This is a genomic window from Burkholderia sp. Ac-20349 (assembly GCF_017104865.1).
GTDB lineage: Bacteria > Pseudomonadota > Gammaproteobacteria > Burkholderiales > Burkholderiaceae > Burkholderia > Burkholderia aenigmatica.
This window is the reverse complement of the sequence record NZ_JAAGPM010000143.1, coordinates 1-19569: the sequence shown is the minus strand read 5'-3', so window position 1 is coordinate 19569 and position 19569 is coordinate 1. Positions and strand designations below refer to the sequence as shown.

The following is a 19569-nucleotide window of genomic DNA, read 5'->3' as shown; positions in this document are numbered from 1 at the left end:
GCGCGTGGGCGCTCGGCGGTGTCGACCTCGTGCTCGACGCGGTCGGCGGCGACACGCTGCCCGATGCGCTCGACCTGCTGGCACCGGGCGGCACGCTGGTGACCATCATGACGCTCGCGGCCGGCGATGCGGAACGGCTGGCCGCGACGGCCGCCGAAGCCGCCCGGCGCGGCCTGCGCACCGCGATGACCTATAGCCGGATGCCGAGCGGCGGCACGCTCGCCCGGATCGCGGAGCAGCTCGACAAGCGCGCACTGCGCGTGCCGCGTTTCGACCGTTTCCCGCTCGAACAGGCGGCCCGCGCACTCGATCTCGTTCAAACGGGCGAGGCGAGAACGAAGCTGGTGCTTCATGTTGCGGATATCGCCCGCTGAGCGGCCCGCACGCACCTCACAGGAGACAACGATGACCGATACCCGAACCGGCGTACTGGCCGGCAAGTGCGCGCTCGTGACGGGCGCAAGCCGCGGCATTGGCCGCGCGATCGCGCAGCGCCTCGCATCCGAAGGCGCGACCGTCGTCGTGACGGCGCGCAGCCTGACGCAATCGGCCACAACCGCCGGCACGCTCGCCGAAACGGTGGCGTTGATCGAGCAGGCCGGCGGCCGCGCGATCGCGCTTGCGGCCGACCTGTCGAACGCGGCCGAGCGCGATGCGCTCGTCGGGCGCGCGGCGCAGGCGGCCGGCGGCCTCGACATCCTCGTCAACAACGCGGGCGTGGCCGACTACGCCTGCGTCGACGCGATGCCGATGACGATGTTCGACACGACGGTCGAACACTATCTGCGCATCCCGTTCGCGCTGGCGCAGGCCGCGATCCCGCTGATGCGCGCACGCGGCGCCGGCTGGATCGTGAACGTCGGCTCGGTGACGGCGCTGCCGCCGCTGCGGCCGTTCGACGATTTCTCGCGTGCGGGCGGCGTGACCGTCTATGCGGCGGTGAAGGCGGCACTGTCGCGCTTCACGCAGGGGCTCGCGGCCGAACTCGAGGCTGACGGCATCGCGGTGAATCTCGTCGCGCCGAGCACGGCGATCCGCACGCCGGGCGCCGCGCGCTACATCCCCGAAGGCTATCCGACCGAGGACGTCGCGTATCTCGCCGAAACCGCGCTCGCGCTGTGCAGCCTGCCGGCGCGCGACCGCACGGGCCTCGTCACGCACAGCCTGCATTTCCCGCTCGCGCAGCAGCTCGCGGTGCGCTCGCTCGACGGCCGCACGGTGCTGCCGCCGCCAGTGATTCCCGCGTATGCGCATCCCCACATCGACCCGACAGGACACTGATTGATATGACGAATTCGATTCGCTTCGATGGCGGCACCGCCGTGATCACCGGCGCGGCCAGCGGCATCGGCAGCGGGCTCGCGCGCCACGCTGCCGGGCTCGGCATGCGCGTCGTGCTGGCCGATCTCGACTCGGCGAAGCTCGACGCATTCGCGGCGACGCTCGACACCGACGTGCTCTGCGTGCCGACCGACGTCAGCCGGCCGGAAGCCGTCGACGCGCTGGCGGAAGCCGCGTGGCAGCGCTTCGGCGGCGTCGACCTGCTGTTCAACAACGCGGGCGTGATGGCGACCGGCTTCAGTTGGGAAATCACGCCGGAACGCTTCGAGCGCAGCTTCGCGATCAACGTGCACGGCGTGCTGAACGGGATCCGCAGCTTCGTGCCGCGGATGCTCGAACGCAACGTGCCGGCGCGTGTCGTGAATACCGCATCGGTCGGCGGGTTCCTGCCGAGCCCGCTGATGTCGCCTTATTCGGCGACGAAATTTGCGGTGGTCGCGCTGACCGAATCGTTGTACGGAGAACTGAAGATGCTGGGCGCGCCGGTCGGCGTGTCGTTGCTCGCGCCGGGCCCCGTGCAGTCGGGCATCTTCAACGACCCGTTCGGCGCGGCGCACGACCGGCCCGAGGTGCGCGGCTTCGTCGATACGATGCGCTCGATGCTGAACGCGCACGGGCTCACGCCCGACGCGTTCGCCGAACGGGTGTTCGACGGCATCCGCGCAGGGCGCTACTGGTTGATTCCGCAACCGGAGACGATCGACGGCGCGCTGCAGCGGCGCACCGACGACATCCTCGCCGCCCGCGATCCGTCGCTGCCGTCGTTCTGAGGGCCAGGCGCGACGGCCGCGCCCGGCGCGCCGTCACATGTGCGTGCCGGTGTGCGTGTGGCCGCTCGGGTCGCCGCCGCGATCGGGGGGCGTATTGTTCTGATCGATCTTCGCGAGCACGAAGCCCGCGTGCGGCAGTGCGCCGGGCGAGCGGTGCGTCGCCTGCGCGACGGTGTCATGGGGCGATGCGGCGGGAAAACCGGATGACGTCACGCCCGGTTGAGCGAACGCCGACAGGGAAGCAGCCGCCAGGGCGGCGGCGACGATCGCGTGCGTTTTCATGGTGGCTCCTTCACGACTGACTGAGGGACAACCTAATCAGTCTAGGGCGCGAAACTTAACGCGGCGTGAAGGAACGGTGCGGCGCGTATGACGGAATATTCATGCGCGCCGCGATGTTCATGCGGATGCCGATACCAGCGCGCAGAAGGTCTCGAGATCGACGTTGCCGCCGCTGATCACCACGCCGACGCGCTTGCCCTGCAGCGCGTCCTTCATCCGTCGCGCGGCGGCGAACGACAGGCAGCCGGTCGGCTCGACCACAATCTTCATACGAGTCGCGAAGAAGCGCATGCAGTCGACCAGTTCCGCGTCCGTCGCGGTCAGGATGTCGTCGACGTCGCGGCGGATGATCGGGAACGTCAGGTTGCCGAGGTGCTGCGTCTGCGCACCGTCGGCAATCGTGCGCGGCGTGTCGATATGCACGATCGCGCCGGAACGGAACGATTGCTGGCCGTCGTTGCCGGCTTCCGGTTCGACACCGTAAAGCGTCGCGTGCGGCGACAGCGCGCGCGTGGCGAGCGCGGTGCCCGACAGCAGCCCGCCGCCGCCGAGCGGCGCGAATACCGCGTCGAGCGGGCCGACTTCGTCGAACAGTTCCTTGGCCGCCGTGCCCTGGCCGGCGATCACGTCCGGGTGATCGTAGGGCGGGATCAGCGTGAGCCCGTGTTGCGCCGCGAGATCGCGGCCGATCTGCTCGCGATCCTCGGTGTAGCGGTCGTAGGTCACGACCTTGCCGCCGTAGCCGCGCGTCGCGGCCATCTTCGCGGCTGGCGCATCCTGCGGCATCACGATCGTCGCGGGAATGCCGAGCATGCGCGCCGACAACGCGATCGCCTGCGCATGGTTGCCGGACGAGAACGCGACGACGCCGTTGCGGCGCTGCTCCGCGTCGAAGCGCGACAGCGCGTTGAACGCGCCGCGGAACTTGAATGCGCCCATGCGCTGCAGGTTCTCGCACTTGAAGAACACCTGCGCGCCGAGCGCTTCGTCGATCGTGCGCGACGTCATCACCGGCGTGCGGTGCGCATGGCCTTCGAGGCGGGCCGCGGCGGCGGCAACATCGTCGTAGGTGGGGAGAGTCGGAGAGTTCATGGCTTGCTCGATGGTCGTTGAAATCGTTCAGCGGGAAAGCAGCGCGTGCCACGCGCTTGCGTCATTTCGCATCGTTGTAGACGGTCGCGCGCGAGACGCCGAGATGCTGCGACACGATCTCCATCGCGCGGCGCACTTGGAGGAAGCCGTCGACCTTCAGCGTCTGCATCAGCTCGCGGCGCTGGTCGGTCTTCAGTTCGCGCGGCGTCGTCGCGAGACGCATCGCGAATGCGTCGATGCGTTGCCGGATCGCGTCCGCGCCGGCGGGGTCGAGCGTTTCGGCGATGGCTTCGCCGTCCGTGCTGCAGAACTGGTTCAGCATGCCCTGGAAGCCGCGGAACAGCGTGACGTCGGCATTCAGGCACAGCGCGGCCACATAGCGGCCGGTCGAATCCTTGATGCCGATCGACGTGCTTTTCGCGGTGCGGCCGTCGGCGAAGCGGTTCGGGTAGTTCGCGAGCACTTGCGGGAAATCGTCGTCCGCGATGCGCGCGAGGCCGAGCTCGGTCGCGGGATCGCCGACCGCGCGCCCGGACAGGTTGTTGTGGATCGCGAGAATCGAGTGCTTCGGCGTGCGCAGGTCGTGAACCACGACCTCGGTGAACGGCGCGAACATCGCGCCGAGCCCTTCGGCAATGCGCAGCACCTGTTCGATCAGCGAGGCCTGCTCGGACAGCGCTTTTTTCCGGGTGGTGGTCATGATGGTTTCGCGTTCAGGTTTCGGATCGGTGCGATGGCGTCGGGAACGGGGCAACCGGCGTGTTATGCGCCGTCCGCGGTTTCCGGCCGGGTGATGTCGGCGAGCAGCGGCTGCGCGATCCGCACGTAGTCGGCCGCGTCGAGCACGACGGAGCGGTCGAGGCGGCCCGCGTTGAAGGCGATCTCGGCGTTGCGTTCGACCAGTGCGGGATCGACGACGAGCGTCACGCTGGGGTCGAACGCGAACGGCGGCACGGCGCCCATCACGCAGCGCGTGACGGCGGCCGCAAGATCGGGCGACGCGAGTGTGGCCTTGCGGCGGCCGACCGCATCGGCAACCTTGCGGAAATCGATCTTCAGGTGGCCGGGAATCACTGCGAGCGCGGTGCTGTCGCCGCCATCCTTGAACGTGCACAGCATCGCCTTCGCGCCCTGTTCGGGGCGTGTGCCGCGCAGCGCGGCGATCGCGTCGGATTTGCCTTCGGCCGGATGCTCCAGCACGCGGAACCGCGCGCCGGACGTGTTCAGCAGATCGCAAAGCGTGTCGAAAACGGGGTAGTCGCTCATGTCGCTCCGGGCAGGTGGGGCCAGGGGATCGAGGCGCACTCGGGGGCGAATGCTTCAGTGCGCCGGTCGATGGATTGTCCAATTATAGACGTTTTGTCATGGGTGTGGGAAAGGGGAGGCCGGGGCGTGGAGGGCGTTCGGGCGCATCGACGAAAATGTGTCACTCGACCCATTTCGTGACGGGTGTCGAGCAAGTCCTGTATACGCTCGCCAATCGATATTGGCGCCGCTCCCCGGATTTCCAAACCTGCGTAGAATGTCGCCGTCTGGTTCGGCCTTTCGGCCCCAGCAGTGGAACCGGCACGACCCAATGTCAGGTATCGATGTTTTGCAAAATCCGGTCGACCGACCCATATCCCCGCTCGATGCAGTCGATATGCGGCCGGCATCGGCGGCGACGACGCGTCACCGGCATCATCGCCCGGGCATTCGCTCATCGCGCAGCAGGAGGAATTCTTGAAGAGGGCGGCTCTCGATAACGGGCGCGTCTTGACCGAACGCGGCAAGAACGCAGTGAACAAAATTATGGCCAGTGCGCTCGAGATCTTCGTCGTCGAGGGCTACGGTGGGCTGACCATGCGGAAGGTCGCGACAAAAGCGGGATTGACGCTGTCGAACCTGCAACACTATTTCCCCACCCGCGAAGACATCTTCGAGGCGATCCTTGCCGAGACGAGGAACGTGTACGCCAATACGTACGAGAGCGTGCGGGAGGATGCCTCCCTGACACCCGAGGGCCGGCTGGAGAAAGTGGTCAGGCTCTTGCTCGAAGACAGCAAGCGGCCCAAGAACCAAAGCCTGTTCGCGAATTTCTGGGCACTGGCCCAGACCCAGGAATTCGCACGAAAAATGCTTGAAGAGGGATACGGGTTTCAACGGGGCGTGATCGCCGGATTCATCGAAGCCGTGAACCCGACGCTGTCGCGGGCAGCGCTCGCCCGGCGAGCCGCACTGGTTACCGCACAGATCGAGGGGCTCATCGTGTTGATCCCGCAAAGGAATCGGTTCCCGTCGGACCTCAAGGGAATCGAGGACGATGCGGTGAAGGCCATTCTGGCTTTGGCCAACGCGCCGTGAGTTGAATTGCCGCGGTGGCTCGGCGTCAATCCGGCCTGGGTACCTTCTGGGCGATACGCGTGGTCAATGGCCGGGTCGTCAGGTCCGGGCGGGCAGCCAGCCAATGAGCGGCGATGCGCTTGTCCGGCATGGCTGCATGCAAGATGTCGTTACCATCCTTGAATCCGGTCGGAAAATATATCCATGTGGAGTCCACAAGCCATGTTGAGCGGCATGCAGGAAGCGTGCGGAGCAGAATCGTCCCCGAAGCTGCAATGCGCGGGCGACAGAAAAAGCAGGAAACGCCGCTCTTACGCGCAAACGGTACTGACGCTCGCCCTGGCGTTGGTTGCGCATGGCACGTTTGCCGCGAGCGACGTGAGTGACGACGAGCAGCAGCAAGCTGCGTTGCATACCTTGATGGGCAACGATCCGGCGCCGTCGGATAGCGTTCAGGGTGTCGCGCTGTCGCCGTGGGCACATGGGCCATCGGCGTCCGGGCCGCTGTGGGTCGTGGCCGCGTTGGTACAGCGCTCGACCGAGAACGTCGACGCGGAGTTGTGGACGGGTGTCCTGACCCGTGACGGGCAAGGGTTCCACCTGCTCGCAAGCGATAGAAGCGAGCACGTCGATACGTCGCCGCTGTTGTGGAACCCATCCCTGACCATGGATGTGATTCCGTACCGGATCAATGCGCAGGAAACCGCCTTTGGCGTTCGCTTCAACAATAACTACACATCGACCGCGCATAGCGATTCGACCGAGATGCTGAGCCTGTATCGCTATGCCGATGCTCGTGTGATACCCATCTTCACCGCAATGACCGACTGGTCGACCTATGACAAGGACGCGGCTGCGGAGTGTGTCGCGGAGAAGGCGGGCAAAGGCAAAAATCCGGGCGACGCACAGCAGGACGCGTGCGCTGCGGAAAACACGACGGAGGCTCACTACGTGCTGTCGTTCAGCCCTCACATGACCAACGGGCATTACGACCTCGTTGTGCGTCCGAAGGGCAAGGCCGCGTCGGGCAAATCCGCGCGGTTTACCTGGAACGGGAAGACTTATCAGCCGCGTCGATTCGCCGGTGACGGGCACTGAAATGCCACTCAGGATCGGATGAAACTGCCGCACGCAGCGTGCGGCTCGTGGCGGACGAAACGATTGACCGCCTTCGGTTCGGCTCACGTCCGCTGTTCGTGTGCTCGTGCTACGATTCGCGATACCTGAGTGACATGGCCGAAAGCCGGCATTGACCCACCCGTAGCGAACCGCAACAGATCCCACTCGAATCATGTACGCAGCTGCCTGGCCTCCCTCGAAAACGCACTGAAAACCAGCGGCGATGCAGTCATTGCATCGGCCTGGGTATTCGTCCCGGACTGTGCTGAACAACAGTCCGGCGATGTCGTTCGAATTGACTGATCGTGTCTGTATTCGTGCGACTGCGTTTTCCAGAGACCACAACATGCGTATTTTCAATACGATGGCGGCTCACGCCATCCCGCTCGTTCCCCGTTCGCTGATCCGCAGGATCTCCCGCCGCTATATCGCCGGCGAAACGCTTTGCGATGCGCGTACGCGCATCCAGGCGCTCCATGCAGCAGGCTTCCGAACCACCGTCGATGTGTTGGGCGAGACGGCGTCATCGCCTGAACAGGCAGAGTCGATGACGTGCGATTATCTCGATCTCATCGATGCACTCGGTTCAGCGCATGAACCCGCCGAGCTGTCGATCAAACTGACTGCACTCGGATTGCATCTCGACGAAGCCGCATGCCTGGCGCGCGTCTCGGCGATACTGCGATCGGCGGCCGCGCACGGGATCAGCGCTTGCATTGACATGGAAGACATCCGCTGCACCCGGAAAACGCTCGATGCGTTCTCGACGTTCGAAGCCGAAGGCCATGCGATCGGCGTCGCACTGCAGGCGTATTTGAAACGCACGAGCGATGACATCGTGCCACTGCTTGCGCGTAAAAGCCGCATGCGTATCTGCAAGGGGATTTATGCGGAGGCGAGCGAGCACCTCGTCGACGGTGCGTCAAGGGATCGGGCGGCGATCAATGCGCACTTCGTCCGGCACGTTTCGACTGCAATACAGGCGGGATCGTTCGTGGGCATTGCCACCCACGATGCACAGTTGATCGATGCGCTGACCGGCTGGCTGCAACGCGAGCGGATCGACAGGTCGAGGTTCGAATTCCAGATGTTGCTCGGTGTGTGCGAACCGGCGCGTGACGCGCTGCTTGCGCAAGGATTCAATGTGCGCGTCTATGTGCCGTACGGCCAGGACTGGTACGGCTACAGCACGCGGCGAATCAAGGAGAATCCGAGAATCGCCGGATATATTCTGGCCGCGATGATACGTAACGATCGGATGCGTTAGCCACCGCGGCACGATCGACAGGTTGGGACCAGCCAGGTCGGTGGTCCCGCTTGTATGGAGATCCAGGATGCCCGTCAAGCGATACGCCATTCGCAATGGCTATCGCACTTCATTCGAGAGGTTCTTGACAAACCATGCAGACAGAAATCGAAGCACCGGGCCCAGCCGGCCCGCTGAAAGGCACGCTCTTGTCTCCGGACACCGGTGACGCCCCGGTGGTGTTGATCGTACCAGGCTCCGGCGCGACTGACAGGAATGGCAACTCACCGCACTGGGTGCAGGCGTCGACCTACCGATTGCTCGCGGAAGGATTGCTCGATGAAGGTATCGCGTCGGTTCGAATCGACAAGCGCGGCCTGTTTGGCAGCGCGTCGGCGACACCGGATGCCGATGACGTCACGATCGATGCGTACGCGGCCGATGTCCGTTCGTGGGTAGCCGCGATCCGTGCGCAGACCGGCGCTTCCTGCGTATGGGTGTTGGGGCATAGCGAGGGCGGATTGGTGGCGTTGCTGGCGGCAAGGCAAATGGCCGAGATTGCCGGCCTGATCCTGGTATCCACGGCGGGACGCCCGCTCGCGCCCGTATTGAGGGAGCAACTGCAATCGAACCCGGCCAATGCGCCAATCCTCGAAAATGCACTGTCGATCCTCGAATCGCTGGAAGCCGGGAAACGGGTAGACGCAGCCGGGATCGATCCAGCACTCATGCCGTTGTTCAGACCGCAAGTCCAGCGCTTCCTGATGAGCGAATTGACCATCGATCCGGCAGCGCTGCTGGCCGGTTATACGAAGCCCGTGCTGATCGTGCAGGGAACGCGGGATATCCAGGTTGCGGTACAGGACGCGGAACGTCTGAAGGAGGCCAATCCGCAGGCCGAAATGGCGCTGATCGCCGACGCCAATCATGTGCTCAAGACGGTCCGCACGTCGGCGCGGCAAGACAACCTCGCCGCTTATTCGGCCCCGGATCTGCCGCTGGCAGATGGCGTCGTGGCGGCGATTTCGGCGTTCGTGCAGCATCGACAGTGAGCCGGCGCTAGTCCCGGTCGAGTCTGGTGCGTCTGTCGGTCGAACGCATCGAGCAGGCGTCGGCCAGCATGCGACACTCAATGGACAAACGCCAATCGCCGGAAATCGTGCACCGTCAACGCCGCAGATAATCCGAAACGCGCGCCTGCAAATGCGTGATCGCATCGGTGAGCCGCAGATACGCGTCGACATCCATCAGCGTCCATTCCTGGCCTTCGTTGCCGAAACGGATCGCGGCGATTTCCGCATCGCTCAGCCAGCTGGCGAAGAACCAGTGTGGCAGGCGGTCTGGCCGGGTCGACGGATAGACCCGGGACCAACCGATCCGGCTACCCGGTATCGTCAGTCCGAATTCCTCATGGAGTTCACGCAACGCGCACGCTTCGGGCGTCTCGTTGCCTTCCCGGCCTCCACCGGGCAGATCCCACAGACCGGGAAACGGTATGTCGGGTTTGTCGTCGCGTCGATAGACGAGGATTTCCCGGTCTTTGAAAAGCGCGATCTTCGAACCACTGAAGGGGGCAAGCGATTCCATGCATGATCCGTATCGTGGAAGCGGGATTGTCAGTGTAGATTCTCGGGTATCCATGCGTACAGCCCGGTTTCGGCCATTCTCTGCGGAAAGAACGAAATGAACGCGATGTTGTCGATCAGAACCGCGAGGCGGGAAGACGCCGCGCGAATTGCCGTGCTTGGCGCGCATGTGTGGGTGCATACCTATGCAGCGGCGGGCGTGTCCGAGGTCATTGCACAGTACGTGCTGAGCACCTTTACGAGCGAACGGATCCTGACGCTGGTGAACGATCCCGGCGTCGATCTGCTGGTTGCCGAGGCAGACGGAAATCTTGCCGGATACATCGTCATCCGCCTGGGTTCGCACCACGCGGACATTCCCGTCGAGATTGAAACGCTCTACATCCAGCCGTCTTTTGCCGGCCGTGGAATCGGATCTTCACTGCTGACTCATGCGAGCGGCGTGGCAGAGGAAAGAACCGGAAATCGCTCATTCTGGCTCAGCGTCAACTCGCAGAATGAGAAGGCAATCGCTTTCTACCATTCCCGTGGAATGACGCAGGAGGGGATAGCGTACTTCGAGCTTGACAGGATCCGGCACGAGAACAAGATCATGGTCGCAAGGGGCTGACCCATCGCTTGAACGAACCATGACAAACCCGATTCGATTCCGCGTCCGACCGGTATTTCACGGCAGCGATCTTCTGGTCGAGGTACTCGACGACCATCGCGCAGTGGATTTTCCAAATGTCGCGGCGATCCTGCAGGATGCGTTGCACGCTGTCCAGGTCCCGCATCCGGATGGCCTCGATGACCCTGTGGTCGCCTTGTCCCAGGATCGCTACTTCAGCTATTGGACATATGCGCGGGGTCACTACGAAATAGACGACGATATCTGGGCGCTGTTCGTCACCGCGACGATCCACAACGCGTCGATCATCTCGGACATCGAAAGCGCACTCCTGTCGACGGGAAAGTTCGTCAAGGAAGAAGTGGATTTCGGCAGGTTCGCGTGAGTTGAAGGGATCCGGGAAAGCCGTCGCAACGATGCCGAACGACTGCTCCCGGTAACCATCAAGGATCGCGCCGCGCGATCGCCTGGGCTTATCCCCGCACAGCCTTCACGACATACTGACTCGTCGGCATCACATCGATCTTGTCGAAGTCGATGAAGCGCCCGCAGCTGTCCATCATCTCGGCCACATTGCGCTGGAATTTCTCGTCATCGCCCACCGCATCGAAGAACGCATGCGGATCGGTCATCGCTGAAGCGGGGAAGCACTCCTCGACGATCGCGTCGTAGCCGGGTGCCGCATGCGTGAGCGCGCGCACGACGACGTTCTGCACGTACAGGAAATTGTCCTGCGTCTCGATCGCGACGCGCGTGTGATGCCCGTGCCACACGTCGAGCCATGCTTCATGCGTGAGGCGCGGCGGCCGTTTCAGGAACGCGAGCTGCGAGAAGCCCGTGGTCCGCTCGCCCGGACGCGCCGGAAAGCGCGTATTCGGAATCGGCTGCGACTCGGTAACCAGATACGCAGCCATGTGCGGGACGACCGCGCGCACCGCATCGTCGAACGGCTGGCGGAACATCGCGTTCGCACTGTCGATCCACACCGCGACGATGCCGTCGATGCCCGGATGCGTGTTGGTCTGCTTCAGGCCGGCGGCCGGCGCGACCTCCGCGTCGGCGACGTTCACTTGTACGCCGTGCGCACCGAGCGACAGCAACTTGTCGGCGAGCTGCGCGCGCACCGTGCGGCTCCATTGATCGGATGCGGCCTGCGAATCGCGCCACAACACGTAAATGACTTTCTCCATTGCTTCGGCTCCAGGGGAATGACGGGATCGGCGGCGCTGCCGCCGGGGTTCAGGAAGCGGCTTCAGGCGTTTCGGACGCTTGGTACGCGCCCGGCGCGAACCGGTTCGCGGTCAGCGTGAACGACGGCGGGATCGGCGACGTGACGGTTTCGAACAGCCGTTCATGACGCGTCGCGTGAATGCGCCACACGCCGTCGCGTTTCACGTACTGGTCGTCGTAGAACGCAGTGCCGTGAAGCAGGTAGTTATCCTCAATATTGATCGCGTGATCCTCGAGAAACCACACGCCGCACGCGTGATCGGCCGAGACCAGCGTGAGCTCCGGGTGATGGCCGTGATGCATCGTCAGGAAGGTCGGCTTGCCGATCAGTTCGCGCAGGCTCGACACGAACGCATCGCGGCCGTCGTACGCGTAGCGGCCACCGTACAGCCGTGCTTCGCAGTCGTCGGTCAGGCAATCCGCGAGCAGCGCCCAGTCGTGCGTGTCGACCGCGCGGAAATACCGGTACTTCAGCTGTCGGATCTGCTCGTACTCATGGAGCGTGCGGGTCGTGTCGTCCATCGCCGGGTCTCGTGGTGGTGTCGTTCGATGGTAGGAACGAAGCCCGGTGCATCACATCGTCTGTTCGGACGAACGCCGTTGCCGCACGCAAACGGCGCTGCCGAAACGAATCACGGATTTCATCCGAACGGGTGATGGCCGGTGCGTCGCGCGGCGGTAACGTGGCATCGACGCGGCGTTCGAACCGCATCGGCACCGAACAAGGAGACGGGATGACCCTCATCGAATCGCTGGAAGCGCGCGTGCGCCGGCTCGAGGATGCCGACGCGATCCGCCGGCTGAAGGCGCGCTACTTCACGTGCTGCGACCGCAAGGATCCGCAGGGGATGCGTGACTGCTTCGTCCCCGGCCACGTGCATATCGACTATGGCCAGATCGGCACGTTCGACACGCGCGACGCGCTCGTCGACGTATTCGCACGACTCGGCTGCCATCCGCACATCGTCGAGATGCACCACGGCGTGAATCCCGAGATCGCCGTGCTCGACGACACGCATGCACGCGGCACGTGGGGCCTGCACTACCAGATGATCGACACGAACGCGCGCACGCTCACGCAGCTCGGCGCGTACTACGACGACGAATACCGGAAGGTCGACGGCGAATGGAAGATCGCGGGCACGCGCTGCGTCGTTACGTCGACACTGACGGCCCGCTACGAAGGCGATGCACCGGGCGTGCTGTTCGCGGGCGCGCAGCCGCCGGCCGCCTGACGCACGCCAGCGCCACGCTCATGGCACACATTCAACAGGAGACATCGAACATGACACAGAACCACGATGCGCCGGTCGCCGTCGTGACGGGCGCATCGCGCGGCGCGGGCAAGGGCATCGCGCGTGCGCTCGGCGCGGCCGGCATGACCGTCTATGTCACGGGCCGTTCGCAGAACGAAGGCGATGCGCCGCTGCCCGGCACGATCCACGAGACCGCGCGCGAGATCGACGCGCTCGGCGGCCGCGGCATCGCGGTGGCCTGCGACCATGCGGACGATGCGCAGGTGAAGGCGTTGTTCGAGCGCGTCGAAAGCGAACGCGGGCGGCTCGACCTTCTCGTCAACAACGCGACCTACCTGCACGATCAACTGATCCTGCCGGGCCCGTTCTGGGAGAAGTCGCTCGACCTCGTCAACATCCTCGATGTCGGGCTGCGCTCGGCGTACGTCGCGAGCTGGCACGCGGCGTCGCTGATGGCGAAGCGCCGCAGCGGGCTGATCGCGTTCACGTCGTCGTTCGGCGCGAGCTGCTACATGCACGGCGCGGCCTACGGTGCGCAGAAGTCCGGTGTCGACAAGTTCGCGAAGGACATGGCCGTCGACCTGAAGCCGTTCGACGTCGCGGCCGTGTCGATCTGGATGGGCCCGCTGCGCACCGAGCGCACGACGCGCGTGTGGGAAGAACACCCGGATCTGTACAAGGAATTCTCGCTCGTCGCGGAAAGCCCCGAATTCACGGGCCGCGTGATTCACGCGATCCACGGCGACCCGCAGCGCATGGCGCTGTCGGGGCAGGTGCTCGTCGGCGCGGAAGCCGCGCTGCGGTACGGCATTGCCGATCTCGACGGCAAGCAGCCGCCGTCGTACCGCGAACTGCTCGGCGGGCCCGTGCAGGCGCATCCGGCGATCGTCGCCTGAGGTGCGCGCATGGGCATCCTGAAACGCAAGGTCGCACTCGTGACGGGTGCGGGGCAGGGCGTCGGCCAGGGCGTCGCGCATGCGCTCGCGGCGGAAGGCGCGCACGTCGCGGTGGTCGGCCGTACCCACGACAAGCTGCTCGCGACCTGCGAAGCGATCCGCGCGCGCGGCGGCGTGGCCGAGCCGTTCGTGTGCGACGTGATGGACGCCGCGCAGATCGCGCAGTGCGTCGACAGCGTCGTCGCGCGGTTCGGCGGTGTGCAGATCCTGATCAACAACGCGCAGGTCGTGCCGCTCGGCCGCCTGCTCGACGTGACCGACGCGGATTTTATGGCGGGGCTCGAATCGGGGCCGATTGCGACGCTGCGGATGATGCGCGCGTGCCATCCGCATCTGAAGGGCGACGGCGTGATCGTCAATTTCGCATCGTCGGCCGCGGTGCGCTGGGATGCGTCGGGTTACGGCGCATACGCCGCGACCAAGGAGGCGATTCGCGCACTGACGCGCGCGGCCGCCTGCGAATGGGGCGTGGATGGCATCCGCGTGAACGCGGTCGCGCCACACGCGTTGTCGCCGGGCCTGAAAGGCTGGGTCGACGCGAATCCGCAGGAAGCCGCTGCGTTCTTCCGCACGATTCCGCTCGGCCGCGTCGGCGACTGCGAGCAGGACATCGGGCGCGCGATCGTGTTTCTGGCGAGCCGCGATGCCGCGTACCTGACGGGCGCGACGCTGCCGCTCGACGGCGGGCAGGCTTACTGGGGCTGATCGCAATGGCCGACGGCGCGCGGCGCTCGCCGCGTGCCAATCACGATCCGGCACGCGCGCGCACGCAGGCGCGTGGCAGCCGGCAAACCGGAATCGAAGAGAGGACGACATGGGTCGACTGGAAGGAAAGGTAGCGATCGTCACGGGCGGTGCGCGTGGCATGGGCGCGGCGACGTGCAGGCTGTTCGTCGCGGAGGGCGCGCGCGTCGTGATCGGCGATGTGCTCGACGCGGAAGGCGAAGCGCTCGCGCGCGAGCTTGGCGACGCGGCGCGCTTCATGCGGCTCGACGTCGCCGACGAAGCGAGCTGGGTGCGCGTAACCGAAGCAACGATGGAACAGTTTGGCCGTATCGACGTGCTGGTCAACAATGCGGCCGTGCTGACCTTTGGCGGCATCACCGAGCTGTCGACACGCGATTTCGAGCGCGCGGTGTCGATCAATCTCGTCGGGACCTTCATCGGGATCCGCACGGTCGCGCCGCGCATGATCGCGCAGAAGAGCGGGTCGATCGTCAACATCTCGTCGGTGGACGGGCTGCGCGGTGTGAACGCGCTGGCCGCGTATGTGTCGAGCAAGTGGGGCGTGCGCGGACTGACGAAGGTCGCGGCGCTCGAACTCGGCCATCAGGGCGTGCGCGTGAATTCGATCCATCCGGGCGGCGTGAACACCGCGATGTCGAACCCGACCGGCGCGCCGCTCGAGGAAATCAACAAGCACTATGCGAACGTGCCGCTGCAACGCGTCGGCCTGCCCGACGAGATCGCCCGCGCGACGCTGTTCCTCGCGAGCGACGAAGCGTCGTACTGCAACGGCGCCGAACTGGCCGTCGACGGCGGGATGGCAGCGGGCGCGTATTACCCCGGATTGCCGGGCGCACCGTTTTGAGCAGGGGCGCTTGCCGCGCGGTCACGTCAGATGTTTGTGTACGCAACCTAATTCGGGGTTTCCCGCAGTAGCGAAAACGCGAATTCGCGCGACTTGCTCTCGCGGTTGCCATGCGCGGGAGCGGCAGGCCGATTTTGCCGCTCCCGCAAAACCCTTGCCGGGCGGCCGTTCCGGACATTTCGTCCCCAAAGCGCGCGCAATGGCGCTGTAAAAAGGACTCACAGGCAACCGGCGTGCCGGCTCGCCGACATAGTTGTTTCTTGTTGCAACGCAACGTTTGCCGAATAACGGCGATGGTATGCTGGCCGTCATGGAGTTGTACGGCAGGTTGCTTGTATGGCGAAACTCGCGTTCGCAATTACTAAAGAGACATCACCTTCTCTCGCTCGCATCGCGGCATCGACGCGCGCTCCGCTCGCGCGTCCCGTCCTGCGCGCCGCCGCATCCTGCGCTCCAATCGCATACCCCATCTCGCGGGCTCGTCCCGCATCCCCCATCCCCGCCCAATAATCTGGAGACATCCTCATGTCGCAAAACACTATGGCCGAGGCAACACACGGCCCGCTGATCGCTCCGCCGGCTTTCGTCAAACATCGCAAGCTGATCGACTGGGTGTCGCGCATCGCGGCGCTCACGGAGCCCGAGCGCGTCGTGTGGTGTGACGGCTCGCAGGAAGAAAACGATGCGCTGTGCCAGGCGATGGTCGACCAGGGCACGCTCACGCGCCTGAACCCGGCGAAGCGCCCGAACTCGTATCTCGCGCAATCCGATCCGTCCGACGTCGCGCGCGTCGAGGACCGCACGTTCATCTGCGCGGCATCGCGCGACGACGTCGGCCCGACCAACAACTGGATCGAGCCCGCCGAAATGCGCGAGACGCTCAACGGGCTGTTCCGCGGCTCGATGCGCGGCCGCACGCTGTACGTGGTGCCGTTTTCGATGGGCCCGCTCGGCTCGCCGATCGCGCACGTCGGCGTCGAGCTGTCGGACAGCCCGTACGTCGCGGTGAACATGCGGATCATGACGCGCATGGGCCGCGAGGTGTACGACGTGCTCGGCGAAGACGGCGATTTCGTGCCGTGCGTGCACAGCGTCGGCCATCCGCTGGAAGCCGGCCAGCAGGACGTGCCGTGGCCGTGCAACCCGGTCAAGTACATCGTGCATTTCCCCGAAACGCGCGAGATCTGGAGCTTCGGTTCGGGCTACGGCGGCAACGCGCTGCTCGGCAAGAAGTGCTTCGCGCTGCGTATCGCCTCGACGATGGGCCGCGACCAGGGCTGGCTCGCCGAACACATGCTGATCCTCGGGGTGACGTCGCCGGCCGGCAAGAAGTATCACGTCGCGGCGGCATTCCCGTCCGCGTGCGGCAAGACCAACTTCGCGATGCTGATTCCGCCGCAGGGCTTCGACGGCTGGAAGGTCACGACGATCGGCGACGACATCGCATGGCTGAAACCGGGCCCCGACGGCCGACTGTATGCGATCAACCCGGAAGCCGGCTTCTTCGGCGTCGCACCGGGCACCGGCGTGAAGACCAACCCGAACGCAATCTCGACGCTCACCGAAAACGTGATCTTCACGAACGTCGCGCTGACGGAAGACGGCGATGTGTGGTGGGAAGGGCTGACCGACACGCCGCCCGCGAAGCTGACCGACTGGCAGGGCAACCCGTGGACGCCGGAAATCGGCAAGGAAACGGGCCGCAAGGCTGCGCATCCGAATTCGCGTTTCACGGCGCCGGCCGCGCAGTGTCCGTCGATCGACGGCGACTGGGAGAATCCGGCCGGCGTGCCGATCGATGCGTTCATCTTCGGCGGCCGCCGTTCGACGACCGTGCCGCTCGTGACCGAGGCGCGCGACTGGGTCGAAGGCGTGTACATGGCCGCGACGATGGGCTCGGAGACGACCGCCGCGGCGGTCGGCCAGCAGGGCATCGTGCGCCGCGATCCGTTCGCGATGCTGCCGTTCTGTGGCTACAACGTCAGCGATTATTTCGCGCACTGGCTGAAGCTCGGCAAGCAGCTCGAAGGCGCGGGCGCGAAGCTGCCGAAGATCTACTGCGTGAACTGGTTCCGCAAGGATGCGAACGGCAAGTTCGTGTGGCCGGGCTTCGGCGAGAACATGCGCGTGCTGAAGTGGATGCTCGACCGTCTCGAAGGCACCGGCGGTGGCGGCGATCATGCGTTCGGCGTGTCGCCCGCGTATGAGGACCTGCACTGGGATGGCCTCGATTTCACGCGCGAGCAGTTCGATGCGGTGACGTCGATGAACGCCGACGAATGGCGTGAGGAGCTGAAGCTGCATGCCGCGTTGTTCGATACGCTGAAGCTGCGCCTGCCGGCCGAAATGACCGACACGATGAAGAAGATCGCGGAGCGCATCGGCGCCTGACGGTTCGCATTCGCGTAGTCATCCTGACGTCCCGCCGCCGGCATTTATCGCCGGCGGCGGGACGTTTTTGCATCCGCGCCCCACACGCGCCGCTCGCTTACTGCGCGCGGCAATGCGCGACGACTTCGTTCACCGCGCGCTGCACGTCGCCGCGCCGGTAGCGCAGCAGCGCGCTGTCGGCCGGATCGGGCTCGTACGACACGACATTGCCGCGCCCCGTGTAGATCGCGATGTCGGGCAGCAGCGGATGCTCCTGGTCGAGCGACGGCACGTCCTGCGGATTGCCGGCCGCGCGGAAGAAAGCCGCGAAGTAGTCGGCGAAGCTGAGGTTCTCGTCGCCGACGAGGTAGGCCTTGCCCGCTTCGCCGCGCTGCAGCGCCCCCCAGATCGCTTCCGACAGCGATTGCGTCGAGATGAAGTTGCTGCCGCCGGCCGGCCCGAACACGGGCAGCCCCGCGAACTGGCCTTGCGCATAGCCCGTGTACGCCGCGAACATCTCGTTGCGCAGCCCCGGCACCGAGCCGACGACGAACGGCGCATTGACGCTGCAGACGGCGAACGACGGCGTCGCGAGCGCACGCACGCGTTCGTCGGCGAGATGGCGCGAGCGCACGTACGGCACCGTATCGACGAGCGCCGGGGCGACCTGCGGATAGAAGCTGCCGACCAGCACCGCGCGTTTCACGCCCGCATCGCGCGCGAGCGCGAAGAAGCGCGGCACCGCGTCGACGTTCGCGCGCTCCCAGTGCGCGGCTTCGTCGGTGCCGGGCGGCAGGTGGCGGATGTCGTTGCCGGCCGCGAACACCACTGCATCGAACGGCGCGAGCTCGTCGCGCGTGAAATTGCCGGCCACGTAGTCACGCAGCAGCACGTCGAACTGCGCGAGCGCGCTGCCGGGCGCGGGCGGCTTGCGGGCGGCGAGCGTGACGGGGTTGCCCTGCGCGTGCAGGTGCAGCGCGGCATGGCCGCCGATGAGGCCGGTGCCGCCGACGATCAGGATCTTCATGGTGTCTCCCGGTGCGGCGCAACCGCGCCGCGTGAAATGAACAGGCGAGCGGTGCCGCTCAGAAGTTGAAGCCGATGCCCGCGACGACGGGCAGGTTGGTCCAGAAGCCGTTCGGGTCGCGATACCAGCCGGCCGCCGCGAGCGCGCCGCCGTCGACATGCAGCGTCGTGCCGGTGACCCACGCGGCGAGCGGGCTCGCGAGGAACAGCGCGGCGCCCGCGATATCGCCGGCCGCGCCGAAGCGCCCGAGCGGGATCCAGCGCGGAATGTGCTCGCGATGCTCGGCCGCGACCATGGCGCTGACGGGCACCTGCGGCGTCTCGGTGGTTTCGGGCGCGATCTGGTTCACGCGAATGCCGGCCGGGCCGAGTTCGACGGAGAGACTTTTCGTGAAGCCGGTCAGCGCGGCCTTGAACGACGCGTACACGGTGCAGTTCGGAATCGCACGGAAGCCTTCGATCGACGACACGCCGACGATGCTGCCGCCCGCACCGCGCTTGCGCAGCAACGGCAACATCGCGCGCGTGACGATGAAGACCTGGCGAAGATTCACGTCGAACAGCCGAGCGATGTCGTCGTCGGTGCAGTCGTCGAACGGTTTCGCGATCTGCAGGAAATCGCCCACATTGTTGACGAGCACGTCGAGGCCGCCGACCATCGCGCGGCGCTCCTTCGGCGCTTCGTGCAGCATCGCAAGACATGCCGCCGGCAGGCCGAACATCATGATCGGGAAGAAGCCGGCCATGAAGGTGCCCGCGGTCGGGTCGCCCG

Annotated in this window: 23 protein-coding genes; 14 read left to right on the top strand and 9 right to left on the bottom strand. The window is 65.5% G+C overall.

The window, feature by feature from the left end; translation table 11 throughout:
- The 3 genes from G3N61_RS31835 to G3N61_RS31825 form a co-directional block, all read left to right on the top strand.
- Positions 1 to 374 (top strand): zinc-binding dehydrogenase (locus G3N61_RS31835; RefSeq protein ID WP_205824394.1); only part of this gene is annotated, 374 nt, incomplete at its 5' end.
- A 31-nt stretch (positions 375 to 405) separates the two neighbouring features.
- Positions 406 to 1281, top strand: coding sequence for an SDR family NAD(P)-dependent oxidoreductase (locus tag G3N61_RS31830; RefSeq protein ID WP_089452883.1), 876 nt, complete (start codon positions 406 to 408; stop codon positions 1279 to 1281).
- 5 nt (positions 1282 to 1286) lie between these two features.
- Complete coding sequence (locus tag G3N61_RS31825) at positions 1287 to 2111, top strand: SDR family NAD(P)-dependent oxidoreductase (RefSeq protein ID WP_089452884.1); 825 nt, start codon at positions 1287 to 1289, stop codon at positions 2109 to 2111.
- Positions 2112 to 2144: 33 nt separating this feature from the next.
- Here the strand turns inward: G3N61_RS31825 and G3N61_RS31820 are convergent, their stop codons facing one another.
- The 4 genes from G3N61_RS31820 to G3N61_RS31805 all read right to left on the bottom strand — a co-directional run bounded on the left by G3N61_RS31820 (position 2145) and on the right by G3N61_RS31805 (position 4751).
- The gene (locus G3N61_RS31820) at positions 2145 to 2393 is read right to left on the bottom strand and encodes a hypothetical protein (protein WP_089452885.1); all 249 of its coding nucleotides are present in this window, start codon (positions 2391 to 2393) and stop codon (positions 2145 to 2147) included.
- 117 nt (positions 2394 to 2510) lie between these two features.
- Positions 2511 to 3485 (bottom strand): threo-3-hydroxy-L-aspartate ammonia-lyase, encoded by a 975-nt coding sequence (locus tag G3N61_RS31815; protein ID WP_205824393.1) that lies wholly within the window; start codon positions 3483 to 3485, stop codon positions 2511 to 2513.
- Positions 3486 to 3546: 61 nt separating this feature from the next.
- Positions 3547 to 4185 (bottom strand): helix-turn-helix transcriptional regulator, encoded by a 639-nt coding sequence (locus G3N61_RS31810; protein ID WP_205824392.1) that lies wholly within the window; start codon positions 4183 to 4185, stop codon positions 3547 to 3549.
- 62 nt (positions 4186 to 4247) lie between these two features.
- Positions 4248 to 4751 carry a YbaK/prolyl-tRNA synthetase associated domain-containing protein gene (locus G3N61_RS31805; RefSeq protein ID WP_205824391.1) on the bottom strand — a complete coding sequence of 168 codons (504 nt, stop codon included), beginning with the start codon at positions 4749 to 4751 and terminating at the stop codon, positions 4248 to 4250.
- A 456-nt stretch (positions 4752 to 5207) separates the two neighbouring features.
- Between G3N61_RS31805 and G3N61_RS31800 the strand changes: the two genes are divergently transcribed.
- The 4 genes from G3N61_RS31800 (at position 5208) to G3N61_RS31785 (ending at position 9224) form a co-directional block, all read left to right on the top strand.
- Positions 5208 to 5828, top strand: a complete 621-nt coding sequence (locus G3N61_RS31800) for a TetR/AcrR family transcriptional regulator (RefSeq protein ID WP_205824390.1) — start codon at positions 5208 to 5210, stop codon at positions 5826 to 5828.
- Between the two features lie 183 nt (positions 5829 to 6011).
- On the top strand, positions 6012 to 6905 hold the full coding sequence (locus G3N61_RS31795) for a hypothetical protein (RefSeq protein ID WP_205824389.1): 894 nt from the start codon (positions 6012 to 6014) through the stop codon (positions 6903 to 6905).
- A 367-nt stretch (positions 6906 to 7272) separates the two neighbouring features.
- On the top strand, positions 7273 to 8193 hold the full coding sequence (locus G3N61_RS31790) for a proline dehydrogenase family protein (RefSeq protein ID WP_205824388.1): 921 nt from the start codon (positions 7273 to 7275) through the stop codon (positions 8191 to 8193).
- A gap of 134 nt (positions 8194 to 8327) precedes the next feature.
- The gene (locus G3N61_RS31785; RefSeq protein ID WP_089452892.1) at positions 8328 to 9224 is read left to right on the top strand and encodes an alpha/beta fold hydrolase; all 897 of its coding nucleotides are present in this window, start codon (positions 8328 to 8330) and stop codon (positions 9222 to 9224) included.
- Positions 9225 to 9339: 115 nt separating this feature from the next.
- On the opposite strand, the gene G3N61_RS31780 is transcribed toward G3N61_RS31785, so the two are convergent.
- Entirely contained in the window at positions 9340 to 9759 is a 420-nt protein-coding gene (locus tag G3N61_RS31780) for an NUDIX hydrolase (RefSeq protein ID WP_043186685.1), read from the bottom strand.
- Between the two features lie 96 nt (positions 9760 to 9855).
- Here G3N61_RS31780 and G3N61_RS31775 point away from each other — a divergent pair, with 96 nt between their 5' ends.
- Positions 9856 to 10368: an N-acetyltransferase gene (locus tag G3N61_RS31775; protein ID WP_205824387.1), complete on the top strand. Its 513-nt coding sequence runs from the start codon at positions 9856 to 9858 to the stop codon at positions 10366 to 10368.
- Positions 10369 to 10387: 19 nt separating this feature from the next.
- Positions 10388 to 10753, top strand: coding sequence for a hypothetical protein (locus G3N61_RS31770; RefSeq protein ID WP_089452894.1), 366 nt, complete (start codon positions 10388 to 10390; stop codon positions 10751 to 10753).
- An 88-nt stretch (positions 10754 to 10841) separates the two neighbouring features.
- On the opposite strand, the gene G3N61_RS31765 is transcribed toward G3N61_RS31770, so the two are convergent.
- Complete coding sequence (locus tag G3N61_RS31765) at positions 10842 to 11558, bottom strand: EthD domain-containing protein (protein ID WP_205824386.1); 717 nt, start codon at positions 11556 to 11558, stop codon at positions 10842 to 10844.
- 49 nt (positions 11559 to 11607) lie between these two features.
- Positions 11608 to 12120 (bottom strand): nuclear transport factor 2 family protein, encoded by a 513-nt coding sequence (locus G3N61_RS31760; RefSeq protein WP_205824385.1) that lies wholly within the window; start codon positions 12118 to 12120, stop codon positions 11608 to 11610.
- A 212-nt stretch (positions 12121 to 12332) separates the two neighbouring features.
- Between G3N61_RS31760 and G3N61_RS31755 the strand changes: the two genes are divergently transcribed.
- The 5 genes from G3N61_RS31755 to G3N61_RS31735 all read left to right on the top strand — a co-directional run bounded on the left by G3N61_RS31755 (position 12333) and on the right by G3N61_RS31735 (position 17792).
- Entirely contained in the window at positions 12333 to 12833 is a 501-nt protein-coding gene (locus tag G3N61_RS31755) for a nuclear transport factor 2 family protein (protein WP_205824384.1), read from the top strand.
- A 50-nt stretch (positions 12834 to 12883) separates the two neighbouring features.
- A complete protein-coding gene (locus G3N61_RS31750; RefSeq protein ID WP_205824383.1) occupies positions 12884 to 13750 on the top strand; it encodes an SDR family NAD(P)-dependent oxidoreductase in 867 nt (288 codons plus the stop codon).
- A 9-nt stretch (positions 13751 to 13759) separates the two neighbouring features.
- Positions 13760 to 14515: an SDR family oxidoreductase gene (locus tag G3N61_RS31745; protein WP_205824382.1), complete on the top strand. Its 756-nt coding sequence runs from the start codon at positions 13760 to 13762 to the stop codon at positions 14513 to 14515.
- Positions 14516 to 14624: 109 nt separating this feature from the next.
- Complete coding sequence (locus tag G3N61_RS31740; protein ID WP_205824381.1) at positions 14625 to 15401, top strand: glucose 1-dehydrogenase; 777 nt, start codon at positions 14625 to 14627, stop codon at positions 15399 to 15401.
- A 525-nt stretch (positions 15402 to 15926) separates the two neighbouring features.
- Complete coding sequence (locus G3N61_RS31735) at positions 15927 to 17792, top strand: phosphoenolpyruvate carboxykinase (GTP) (RefSeq protein WP_205824380.1); 1866 nt, start codon at positions 15927 to 15929, stop codon at positions 17790 to 17792.
- Positions 17793 to 17889: 97 nt separating this feature from the next.
- Here the strand turns inward: G3N61_RS31735 and G3N61_RS31730 are convergent, their stop codons facing one another.
- Positions 17890 to 18798, bottom strand: a complete 909-nt coding sequence (locus tag G3N61_RS31730) for an NAD-dependent epimerase/dehydratase family protein (RefSeq protein WP_205824379.1) — start codon at positions 18796 to 18798, stop codon at positions 17890 to 17892.
- A gap of 58 nt (positions 18799 to 18856) precedes the next feature.
- Positions 18857 to 19569, bottom strand: a 713-nt coding sequence (locus tag G3N61_RS31725) for an SDR family oxidoreductase (RefSeq protein ID WP_277405126.1), incomplete at its 5' end; no start/stop codon positions are given.